At 40.0% G+C, this 12,772-nt stretch carries 6 protein-coding genes; 5 read left to right on the top strand and 1 reads right to left on the bottom strand.

From position 1 onward, the window contains the following. Positions 1 to 106: 106 nt before the first annotated feature. The 4 genes from BMY70_RS09725 to BMY70_RS09705 all read left to right on the top strand — a co-directional run bounded on the left by BMY70_RS09725 (position 107) and on the right by BMY70_RS09705 (position 7,163). Positions 107 to 520 carry a hypothetical protein gene (locus tag BMY70_RS09725; protein ID WP_143072076.1) on the top strand — a complete coding sequence of 138 codons (414 nt, stop codon included), beginning with the start codon at positions 107 to 109 and terminating at the stop codon, positions 518 to 520. A 1,073-nt stretch (positions 521 to 1,593) separates the two neighbouring features. After that, a complete protein-coding gene (locus BMY70_RS09715) occupies positions 1,594 to 5,721 on the top strand; it encodes a PAS domain-containing protein (RefSeq protein ID WP_177196994.1) in 4,128 nt (1,375 codons plus the stop codon). Then, positions 5,718 to 6,149 (top strand): response regulator, encoded by a 432-nt coding sequence (locus BMY70_RS09710; RefSeq protein ID WP_090334983.1) that lies wholly within the window; start codon positions 5,718 to 5,720, stop codon positions 6,147 to 6,149. The genes BMY70_RS09715 and BMY70_RS09710 overlap by 4 nt, the downstream gene beginning before the upstream one ends. Before the next feature lie 6 nt (positions 6,150 to 6,155). Beyond that, positions 6,156 to 7,163, top strand: coding sequence for a PAS domain S-box protein (locus BMY70_RS09705; protein ID WP_090334982.1), 1,008 nt, complete (start codon positions 6,156 to 6,158; stop codon positions 7,161 to 7,163). Positions 7,164 to 7,197: 34 nt separating this feature from the next. On the opposite strand, the gene BMY70_RS09700 is transcribed toward BMY70_RS09705, so the two are convergent. After that, entirely contained in the window at positions 7,198 to 7,713 is a 516-nt protein-coding gene (locus tag BMY70_RS09700) for a DinB family protein (RefSeq protein WP_090334981.1), read from the bottom strand. A 334-nt stretch (positions 7,714 to 8,047) separates the two neighbouring features. Between BMY70_RS09700 and BMY70_RS09695 the strand changes: the two genes are divergently transcribed. Continuing rightward, the gene (locus tag BMY70_RS09695; protein WP_090334980.1) at positions 8,048 to 12,193 is read left to right on the top strand and encodes a hybrid sensor histidine kinase/response regulator; all 4,146 of its coding nucleotides are present in this window, start codon (positions 8,048 to 8,050) and stop codon (positions 12,191 to 12,193) included. Positions 12,194 to 12,772: the final 579 nt, after the last annotated feature.

Here is a 12,772-nt window from a genome sequence, read left to right as displayed (position 1 = left end):
TGGTTTCAAAATGTGATTTGGATTAGCCTTTTAGTTTATATATGCATATGTCTTAAATCGAATGCAAAAGTTTTCCAATACTATATTAGCCATAATAATTTTAATCATGCTGTCAACAATCGCGTATTTACAGAATCAGGGTGCAGTTACGTCACCGGTTAGCAAAATGAGTCGTAACGAAACGGGATTTTATCAAGGGATATCTAAGATTAGCGAATACCTTTTTCACCTTGGCAACGAATGCCGTCGTGGGCAGTTTGAAGTCGCCCAGAATACTTTTCTGGATATGCAACAGCACTGGCAACGGCTCGATGTATTGATAAATTCAATGCCAGATTCCTCAATTCAGAAGAACTATTGGCCATCAGATAGTTTGCAGATTCTAGAAAAACACCTGAACGAAATTTATTTGTGCGAAGATCAGGAGAAATATCCTTTTGAAATATTAAAGGAGATAAACAGGATAAGCAGTAAAGTTGAGCATATACAAGACTTGAAAATTTGCCGTAGAACATTTTAAAAGACGACATTTATTTCTGTTCCCACACCCTTAGCCAAAGTTTTAAGCCAGCTGCGATTAAGGGTGTGGTTTTTTTCTAATTAAGATAGTGAAACCGAATGAGGAATCCATCTCTCCTTGACATCAGCACTCCCTCCGGCGCGGCGTACCAGCCCATGTCATATAGTCGAAAACATTCATAATTTAATTCGGGCGGTATTTCAGACATTCGGTAATGGTCATTCCCTTTTGAAAACATCAGCCCGGAACATTAAAAAAAGGTGGCCAATTCCCGCACCCAGAGTTAAGCAATAACTCCATCTCCCGTATGCCATTTACGCAGATTCGATCTTCTTTGAAAGATTAGGATGAGCGATTGCCGAGAGCATCAAGTGAATGTCGTTGTTCGATGGAAATACTTTTTTTCTTTTTGTGCGAAAGTGAAAAACGAAATGAAAAATAAAAGAATCGGCAGATATCCCGGGTTCATTTGAATGGATATCCGGAGCGTATCCAACGTTGAAGATCATTGGAATATACGAAGATGTAAATTTTCTTCCCAAAATTATTCGTTTCGGGGATGTTATAAAATCGTATTTGTAACCGATAATTACATTGATGTTATATAAGTCTAGTTCATCAGGCTTTATTGAGTGAAGTTCGGTGAAACGATTTTTTTAATTATGTTTTAGCAATGAAAATATCCTTCCAAGAGAAGATTATCACACCATAAAACAATAAATCCTACCTTTTTCGTATATACAACATAGTTAGAATATCCTCAGATCATTTGGTATGTTTCAAGTATCTTAAACCGTTTGATCAATGAAAGGATCCGTTAAATAAGTGTTGTAAGCAAGATTTCGTTGAGTCATTAAAATGTGTTACAAGCTTTGGTTTTTTCTGGAAATTGCAAATCAATAATTTGTGAATTGTTTAATTTGTACTACATAAAGTAGAAAGTTTTTGACTTTTATTTTTTAATTTTAATCTTTATAGGAATTAAAATTATTCTAACTTAGAATTTAACCCTCTTGCAGCAAGTTCTTATCAATAACTTGAAAACTGCGTTGTGATTATCAAGGATGGATTATGTGGACCAGAATTTTCCGGAATCAGTATTTAAGGCGTTGCCAACGCCGATGATCGTTTTGTTGCCAGATTCTCCCAAGTTCACTATCGTTTGTGCGAATGATGCCTACAGGGAAATTGTGCAACTGGATGTTTCAGACCTGGTGGGCCGAGGTTTTTTTGATGCTTTTCCTGATCATCCTTATTTCAGATCGCCGGAGTGGCAAAATCTATTAGAAAAACTTCTTGAAGACAAAAAACCTAACAAAACTCCCGTATTTGAATTCCCTGTGCCAGACAGAATAACCGGTGAGGTGCAGCTCAAAAGCCTTATGTCGTCGAATACGCCTGTCTTTGACGAAAATAACGAGATGAAATACATCATTCGTTCCGTTTCGGATGTTACGGAATTAATCAAAACAGAGAAAAGCGAACAAACATCGACAGCGAGTCTTGCAAAAAATGAACAATTTCTCTCAGAAACGCAAAGGATAGCAAAAGTTGGAAGTTGGGAGGCTGATCTGGTGAATTATGTTTTGATCTGGACGGATGTTGCAAGAGATATTCATGAAGTGGAATCGGGAAATCAGATTGATTTCGAAACCGTAAGTAGTTTTTATAATCAGGGAAAGGATTGGCAATCGTTGGTTTTCGTAATCAGGAAAGCAATCGAGCTTGGAGAATTTTTCGATCTGGAAGTGACGATGATCAGCGCAAAAGGAAATTTGCGTTGGGTTCGGGTAACAGGTGTGGGAGATTTGAAAGACGGCCGGTTTACTCGTCTGTATGGTTCCATGCAAGACATTACAGACCGCAAAATAATTGAAGAAGAACTTCTGGAATCCAAAAACAAGTTCGAATCGCTAATCCAGACCGTTGATGGAATTGTCTGGGAAATGGACGTGGTAACGCATACCTTCACTTTTGTGAGTGATCAGGCTGAGGCAATTTTAGGTTATACACCGGAAGAATGGGTGAGTGGTCCCGAATTCTGGGAAAGCCACATTCATCCTGAAGATCGCGCGGAGGCGGTGAGATTTTGCACTGAAAAATCAAAGATAACGTCGAATTATGATTTCGATTACCGGATGATCCATGCTGACGGAAGCCTGGTCTGGATCAAGGATATGGTGTCGGTGATTCAGGAAAACGGAAAAATCTCGAAACTTCGCGGTGTAATGATCGATATCACCGAAGCAAAACGTTTTACAGAATTGGAACGTTTGGAAAAATCGGTATTGGAATTGAATTCACAGAGGAATTCGTCGATCGAGGATGTACTCACGACTTACATTCTTGGGATTGAAAATATCTTCCCAAAAATGATCTGCTCTGTTCTTCAGGAAAAAAATAACAGACTTTACAATTGGGCTTCGCCTTCCTTACCTCAAGAGTATATCGATTCTATTGAAGGAATACCAGTCGCAGAAAACATGGGTTCGTGCGGTACTGCTGCCTATCTGAAGGAAAAAATTTTTGCAAATGATATTGAATGCGATCGACATTGGACGGACTTTAAACATCTGGCGCTTCCATTTAATCTTCGAGCCTGCTGGTCACATCCAGTGATCAATTCCGAAGGCAGCGTAATGGCCACATTTGGTATTTACTACCGGGAAGTGAGGGTTCCGGACGCTGAGGAAATTGAGACAATCGGGAGATTTATGGCCATTCTCAAAATTATTCTAGAAAACAGGTATAGCTCCGAACTTTTGGAAGAGAATACTTTTTTAATGAAACAAGGGCAGGAACTGGCCCGGTTGGGCAATTGGCAATGGGACATTATAAATGATAAAGTGACCTGGTCAGATTCGCTTTACGAAATTTATGGAATAGAAAAATCGCTTTTCAAAGCTAGTTTCGAGGGATACAAATCGATGTTACATCCAGCCGACAGAGAACGTGTCATCGATACCATTTATGATGTTCTGGCAACTAGAAAAGACGTCGTTTTTGAAGAAAGTATTATTCGGCCAAACGGTGAAATCAGAAACCTAAAATCATGGGGACGGTTAAAAACAGATGAAAAGGGGCTGCCTGTAAAGATGATAGGAGCCTGTCTGGATATTACAGAAAGCAAAAAAGTACAGCAAGAGCTGGTTTTAAGTGAATCGCGTCTGCGGACGATGGTGGATGCTTTGAAGTTAAGTAATGAACGATATGAATACGTAAACAAAGCGACGCGGGATGCGATTTATGACTGGGATATGGCGACAGACCATATTGCCTGGGGCGATGGATTTTATCGTCTCTTTGGTCATGAAATGAGTAATGAACGATTTCCTGTGCAAAAATGGCTGGATCTGATCCACGATACGGACAAAGACTTCGTTAATAAAACTTTAACAACTGCTTTGGCAAATCATTCGCTCAACAACTGGCGAGCGGAATATCAGCTTCAGAAGGTGAACGGCAATTATTCCTTCGTACAGGAAAACGGATACATCATTAGAAATTCTGAGGGCGAGGCGGTCAGGATGATTGGGGTGCTCAGAGATGTTTCGCAACGAAAAAAAACACAGCTTAAACTACTCCGTAAATCCGGATTGCTTGCGGCAATTGCAGAGGTCAATAGTTGTCTTTTACTGTATGACGACTGGTTGTCTGCTATTGACCATTCTTTTAATCTGGTTGGAAAAGCGGTAGATGCAGACCGGGTTTATTATTTCGAAAATTATACCGATCCTGAATCTGGTAAAGTATTTTGCAATCAGAAACTGGAATGGAATTCGGGTGAATTTCAACCACAGATCAACAATTCGGACTTACAGCATGTTCCGCATGAAACCTTACAGGAATTGGTCTCTTTGTTGACGAGAAAAAAGCCGTATTTGGGTATTGTCAGTAACTTACCAGATTCAGAGTTTAAATCCGGACTCATTGCTCAAGAGATAAAATCTCTGCTTATTTTTCCGGTTTTTGTTAAAAATAAATTTTTCGGGTATATCGGTTTTGATGATTGCAAGAGTGAGAGAAAGTGGAACGATGATGAAATTTCTTTTCTCAAAACAATCTCTGTAAATCTGGCGAAAGCGATCGAAACAGAGGAAGCTGACAGGGCACTTTTAAATGCTTACGAAGAAAAAAACAAGACGCTTGAAAGTATTAGAGACGGATTTTTCTCAGTTTCGAAAAACTGGACTGTAACGTACTGGAACCGGGAAGCGGAGAATCTTACTGGTATAGAACGGGAAGAAATAGTTGGCAAAAGTATTTGGAAAACATATTACCGGACGATTCCTCTGCGCTTTTATAATCTTTATTTAAAGGCCATCAAAGATAATATCCCTGTGCGTTTTGAAGAGCATTCTAACCGACTGAATAAATGGTTTGAGGTCAATGCATATCCAACCGGCGATGGCCTGACGGTGTATTTTAAAGATATAACGGACAGGAAAACGACAGAGTCACAGTTGAAGGAAATGCATGAAGAATTGGAAAAACACCTTAAAGTGCTGGCTGCTTCAAATTTAGAGCTCGAGCAGTTTGCTTACGTAGCTTCACACGATTTGCAGGAACCGCTGCGGATGATTACCAGTTTTCTGACATTACTGGAAAAAAAGTATAGCGAATCTCTGGACGATAAAGCCAAAGTCTATATTTACTATGCTGTGGATGGTGCCAAAAGGATGCGTCAGATCATCCTTGACCTGCTCGATTTTTCGAGGGCTGGCAAGACTAAGGAAATCCCGGAAAAAGTTGATGTGGGCGAAGTGATCCATGAAATCCAGACATTATATCAGAAAAAAATAAAAGATAAGAAGGCCAGGATCGAATATTCAGAAATGCCTCAATTGATGGCATTTAGAGCTCCTTTGCGGCAGGTTTTCCAAAACCTGATAAGCAATGCGTTGAAATATCATAAAAAAGATCAAATACCGCATATCCGGATTTTAAGTACTGAAACGCCTACGCATTGGCAATTTTGTGTAGCTGACAATGGAATAGGCATTGATAAGCAGTATTTCGAGAAGATTTTCATTATCTTTCAACGTCTACACAACCGGGAAGAATATTCAGGGACTGGTATGGGGCTGGCAATCACAAAAAAAATTGTAGAAACCCTCGGGGGGGAAATTTGGGTAGAATCCGAAGAAAAGAAGGGAAGCAGCTTTTATTTTACTATTGCTAAGAACTTGACAGCGTTATGAAAAGCATTCATATTTTACTGGTAGAAGACAATGAGGGTGATATTTTACTGACGACGGAAGCGTTGCTGGAGGGGAAAACTGTTAATAAAGTCAGTGTGGTCCGAGATGGAGAACAAGCCCTTGATTTTTTAAACCAGAAACGCAAATTTGTAAGTGCTGACGCCCCTGATTTAATTTTACTTGATGTAAATCTTCCCAGAAAAAACGGGCACGAGGTACTTCACTACATCAAAACAAATGAAAAATTAAAGCATATCCCTGTCATCATGCTAACTACATCATCATCAGACACGGATATAAATAAATCTTACAGCAATCACGCGAACTGTTATATAACCAAGCCGGTCGAGTCTGAAAGTTTTTTGAACGTGGTTTCCACTATCGAGAATTTCTGGATCAATGTCGTCAAACTTCCGTCAGCTAAATAACAGTAGATGGAAAAGGATAATAACATATATCGGATACTGGTCATTGAGGATAACCCCGGAGATTTTGCTCTGATCGAGGATTTTCTAGAAGATCAAATCTATCTTCCGGAGATTTTTCAGGCTAAAAACTTCAAAGAGGGAGAGCAATTTTTGAAAGAAACGGGTTGGGCTATCAACGTAATCCTGCTTGACCTTTCGTTGCCAGACAAAAGCGGGGAGGAATTAATTACGGAGATCCTTGCGATTAGTTCGGGGATACCGATAATTATCCTTACCGGCTATCCCGATGTCGCATTCAGTGTCAGATCTCTTTCGCTCGGTGTCGCTGATTATTTGCTTAAAGACGATCTTACTGCTTCTTCTCTTTTTAAAAGTATTCTGTACAGCATAGAGCGTAAAAAGAAATCGCTCGAACTTGAAGAATCTCAAAAACGATACAGCGATCTTTTTCAGCTTAGTCCGCAGCCGATGTGGGTTTATGATATCAATACGCTTCGCTTTCTAAATGTCAATAATGCGGCAATCAGGCATTATGGATATAGCTACGAGGAATTTCTGACAATGACTATTCGTGAGATCAGGCCGGTCGAAGATTTGCCAAAACTTGATGAGCAAATCTCCCTTTTGCGGAACAAGACCGATGTTCATTATGGCGGCATTTTCAGGCACTGCAAGAAAAACGGAGAGATTATATGGGCCGAAATTCAAAGTAATGCAATTCAGCTTGACAACATCGACGGCCGGGTTGTATTGGTTAATGACGTTACTGAACGTTTGAAATACATCCTCGAAATTGAAGATAAAAATAAAAAGTTACGGGAAATTGCCTGGATGCAATCCCATGTCTTCAGAGCACCTGTAGCGAGGTTGATGAGCCTGATCGATCTGGCTACCAATTATGAAAACACTGAAGTTGAGCAAAGGGAGTTTCTTGACAAAATGCTTACTTCCGTAAAGGAGCTGGATACTGTGATCCGATGTATAGCAGGAAAAACCGACGAAATAGATCAGTAGGTCCGGTACCGGACCTACCATATAGTAATTATTATTAGCTTCTGTCCCAGAACGCAGGAGGTTCAATGTCGAGTGCGCGGAGATAAACGTAACACTGGCCACGATGGTGAACTTCGTTTTCGATCATATAAAACAGCATATATTGAACGGTGCCCTCATACATGCCAAAGGCCAGATCATTTTCCTGGAACCGGCCTGCCGGGATTTGCGGCCATAATTCATTGATCTCTTCAGTTACCGAGTCCCAAAGAGTGAGGACTTCTTTTTTTGTCGCCGGTGGTGGTGTTGAAAAGTCGGACGGGAATTTTTCAGATGACCAATTTCCTGAAACGATTCCGTTGATACCGGGAGCAGCAAGTACAATCATTTCCATAGTAAGTTTAGCAAAAGGGCGCATACCTCCAATGGAAAAATTGTAAAAATCATCCTCAGGAAATGCTTCAATAGCCCGACGGGTAAGGCGCCGGTGCGCTTGCCAGTGTTCCAACAACACTTCGGGAGTAATAACCAGGTTCGACAGTGTTTCCGAAGACTTTACATTCGTTTCCATATTTCAAAGATTTAATTAATGATGATATGCAAATCACGCACGGTGAAATGACAACTGTGTGTCAGCAGTGAAAAATTAAGTTTTTCCATCATCATTTGGAAAACCGAAATAGTGGTATGGTATTTTCTGTTAAAAAAATAGTAATACTTTCGGATCGTAAGGTTAGAAGTTTCAAACTGTCTGATCAATCGCAGAAGGTAATATTGCAAGCCAAAAAAGATCTAGAAACAAGAAATATGTTTAAATTTAGAATATGATAGAACTTGTTCTATTTTGAATTGGCCAGCGTTTTTAAAGATTTAAGACTCCTCAGATAATAATAGCCCAACACGCGATGAAAGCAAAATTACCTGTTACTGTTGTATGGCTTTTTTTATTAGGTTCTTGTCCCTGTTTTGCACAAATACCAAATCCCAGATTTAAACATATAACCACAAATGATGGTCTGTCACAGAGCCATATCAGTGCTATTTTGAAAGATAGGCGAGGGTTTATGTGGTTTGGCAGTGAGGATGGTCTCAATAAATATGACGGCTATGAATTTATACATTACAAACATGACCCGAATGACAGTTCGAGCATAACTGACAGCTACATTCAGGATATTCTTGAAGACAAAGAAGGAAATCTATGGATCGGTACGTCGAACGGTCTCGATAAATTTGATCGGGAAAAAAACAGTTTTGTTCACTATCCGGATAAAAATGGGAATCATGATATTCAAGATATTTTTCAGGACAGTAAAAACCGGATTTGGCTGGCTACCAATCAAGGTTTGTTTCTTTTTAATGTTCAAACCGGAAAGTATATTTCCTATCAACACATAGGCAAGAAAAGATATGGATTAGCCTATGCGTATGTATATCAGGTCACAGAAGACAAAAACGGAGCACTATGGCTGGGCACAGATCAAGGTCTTTTTAAATTTGAGCTGCCGGGCGGTAAAACTACTGGTTACTTCAATGATTCAGAGAATAAAAAGAGTCTGGTATCGGACTGGATCATAACCCTCTTTACCGACAGCCGGGGAAATCTGTGGGTAGGCACCCACGGAGGGGGAGTGTCGCTTTACAATTTTAAGACGGATTCTTTTACGAATTTTCTCAACAATCCGAAGGATGGCAGCAGTATAGCCCACAACGATATTCTTGCGATTAATGAATCAGACGATGGGAATATCTGGATTGGTACGGAAAACGGAGGTGTAAGCGTTTATAGTTTTCGAACGGGACGTTTTACCAATTATTCGCAAAATCCTAACGACAATTCCACACTCAGCAATAATTCTATTTACTCCATTTACCCGGATGATGCCGGAAATGTTTGGTTAGGTACTTATGCCGGAGGAGTTAACTTTTTGCCGAAATTCGGTGAAAAATTTACGTCATATAAACAGATTCCCGGTAATCCCAACAGTTTGAGCAACAACACCGTACTGGCAATTAAGGGAGATTTAATCGATGATTATATATGGATCGGTACCGATGGCGGTGGCTTAGATCTCTTCAACAGGAAAACTAAAACATTCAGGCATTTCAGAAATGATGCAAGCAATCCAAAATCAATAAGTAATGATTACGTCATTGCAATCACCCAGATCTCACAGGATGTACTTGCCCTGGGGTTCCACAACGGTGGGTTTGATTTTTTTAATGTAAAAACAGGCGTTGCAGAACATCACCTGCCCAAAGAAAATGATCAGAACAGTCTGTCCATTTCAGATGTAAATAACATTTTCAGAGACCGAGACGGGAATATCTGGCTGGGGACATGGAAGGGCGGACTGAATTTTTATGACAATAAAACAGGAAAAATAACAAGGTATCGCCATAATCCGCTGTCCAAAACAAGTTTAAGCGACGATATTGTAACTACTGTTTTTCAGGACAGGAAAGGCAATATATGGGTAGGTACATACAACGGACTCAATCTGCTTACGCCGGACAGAAAACATTTTATACATTATCAAAGAGATGTTCGTAATAAAAAAAGTCTTTCACACGATAAAATTCAATCAATTCTTGAAGCGGATAATGGAAATTTATGGCTGGGTACCGTCGGTGGAGGGTTGAATTATTTTGACAGGAAAAATCAGACTTTCACATCTTTTACAGAAAAAGACGGGCTGGCGAGCAACGTTGTTTTTGCAATCAGGAAAGATAAGGATAATGATTTGTGGCTCAGTACAAACAAAGGTCTGTCTCAGTTTAATCCTGATAAAAAAACTTTCAAAAATTTTTCACCATCCGATGGCTTGCAAGGAAATGAATTCCGGGATAATTCTTCTTTCCAGACAGCAGATGGACAGATGTTTTTTGGCGGAGTCAACGGTTTCACTACCTTTTATCCCGACAGTATCAGAGAAAATAGTTTTATCCCGCCGGTCTACATTACAGGGTTTCAGATTTTTAATAAGCCGGTCGCTGCAGGAGATGAAACCGGCACCCTGGAAAAGGATATTAATGAAACTAAAAGAATTACATTGTCCTACGATCAATCCGTTTTTACTTTCGAATTTGCTGCATTAAGCTATACTGTTCCGTCTAAAAACAGATATGCCTACAAATTGGAAGGATTTGATAAAGACTGGAACTATATTGGAAACAAGCGAACGGCAACATATACGAACTTGAATCCGGGAACATATATTTTTCGTGTTAAAGGGTCCAATAACGATGGTGTCTGGAACGAACTGGGAAATTCTGTCGAGGTTATCATAACGCCTCCTTTCTGGCTGACATGGTGGTTTAAACTCGGTGGGTTCATACTTCTAATCGGTTCAGCAATCGCATTTTACAAAATAAGGACCTATTCCATCAGAGTGCAGAAGAGGGCACTGGAGAAGCAGATCCGAGAGCGTACGCAACAATTGGAATATTCAATTATTGAGGAGAAAAAAGCAGTTCAAAAGGCTGAACTGGCTAATAACGCGAAAAGTGCTTTCTTAGCAACGATGAGCCACGAGATCAGGACACCGATGAACGGCGTGATCGGGATGTCTGCCCTGCTGGCGGAAACTCCCCTGAATGAAGAACAACAAAATTTTACGAAATCTATTCGGGCCTGCGGGGAAGATCTTCTGGCAGTTATAAATGATATTCTGGATTTTTCCAAGATTGAGTCTGGTAATATGGAATTAGAACGAGGAGATTTCAATATCAGAACTTGTGTTGAGGAGGTAATGGATTTGGTTGTGACAAGCATTGCTGATCCAAAGCTTGATTTGATTTACCAGATTGATCAGGATGTTCCTGTTCAGCTTATAGGTGATGGTTTGCGTCTTCGACAGGTATTGATTAATCTGATCGGCAATGCACTTAAGTTCACCAGAGAAGGAGAAGTTTTTTTACATGTAAGTCTGGCTAACAGCGGGGTTGATTTTGTGGAAGTTGGGTTTGACGTACGTGATACAGGAATAGGTATCCCTGAAAATAAAATGGATCGATTGTTCAAAGCTTTTTCGCAAGTCGATTCGTCAACCACGAGGCAGTATGGAGGTACTGGTTTGGGTCTTGCAATCTGTGAAAAACTGGTAGGGTTAATGGGTGGGGAAATTAGCGTTAAAAGTATTGACGGTAAAGGTAGTAACTTTCATTTTTCGATTATTGTTGGCGTTAATCGGGCGCTGCGGTCGGGATATGAACTTGATTTTCTAAAAGATTTTGAGGGAAGTAAAATCTTGATCGTCGACGATAATCTTACAAGTCTACGCGTTCTGAAAGAACAGCTTGTGTTGTGGAAGCTTAGTCCGGTATTAGCCAATTCGGGCAGGCAGGCACTTGATATTCTGAAAAGTGAGGAGTTTTCTCTTGTGATTACAGACAATGAAATGCCGGAAATGGACGGAATTGAACTAGGTAATCTGATCTCTGAAAATTATCATGGCTTACCCGTAATTCTATTAAGTTCGCGCTTCGGCGAAACGCAAGTGAACAATCCGGAATTATTCTGCTCAGTGTTATCGAAACCTGTCAAACAGGATACTTTGTTGAAGGCACTGATGAGTGAGCTGGTAAAAGTCAAGACTTTGACCAAGCTTCCAACAGGGATATCCAAAGAATCAAAAAATATTCTCCACTTGGATTTTTCCAAGAAATATCCTTTATCAATTCTTGTGGCGGAAGATAACCGTGTAAATCAGATTTTTATCATGAATGCCCTTTCCAAGTTAGGATACGCAGCGGCTTTGGTTGAGGACGGTTTAAAAGCTATCAAAATCAGTGAGCAGAAACATCTTGACATTATTTTTATGGATGTTCAGATGCCGATAATGGATGGCCTGGAAGCGACGCAACGCATCAAGATAAAGTTTCCCGTAAAACCTTATATCATCGCTATGACGGCTAATGCTTTGCAGGAAGACAAGGATCGATGTCTTGCAGCGGGAATGGATGATTATATTAGCAAGCCTGTGAAATTGGAAGAACTGATTCTGATGTTGGAGAAGTGGTCGCTTCAGTTGCAGATCGCAACTTCCTGAAATATTGTCTTGAGTGTTTGATAGCAATTGATCAGCTCGTATTTTACGTACAGAGTTGTCTGTTTAGATTTTCAGCAGAGGCTTCTGCTTGGTGAAGGCCGCCTTTTTGGTTGTCGAATTTATAAGTTCAAAAAGCCTCAGCTTGCATAACGGCTTTCATTTTCAGCAGTTCCATAAGGTATAATCGCTGGAGATTTTCACTGCGTCGCTGACCAGAAAGAACAATGTGCTTCAAAATCCCAATAACAATATGGCAGAGTATTCCCTGGCTGATAAATCATTGACACAAATCAGATTTTAGCTGGATTTAAGATCTGACGTAACAATTTCCTTCATCAGTTTTGGACGGAGAAAGTCTTGGATATCAACTGTTTTCTGTCTGCATTGCTGTAAATGCGGCGCATGGGATGCTCCGTGATCCATGTCATGATTATGCTGACAATATATACGCTAATCAGGTCAGGGTGAGAAGAGCGGTCGGTGGTATTTTTAACTTTTGATGGCGAAATCTTTTACGATAACAAAACCGAAAAGTGGTTATTTATGATGCATCAATTTGATATAATTATTTAAAATTAA

It is taken from the genome of Dyadobacter koreensis, from assembly GCF_900108855.1.
Classification (GTDB): Bacteria; Bacteroidota; Bacteroidia; order Cytophagales; family Spirosomataceae; genus Dyadobacter; species Dyadobacter koreensis.
The sequence above is the reverse complement of the archived record's forward strand: the minus strand, read 5'-3'. Positions and strand labels throughout refer to the sequence as shown.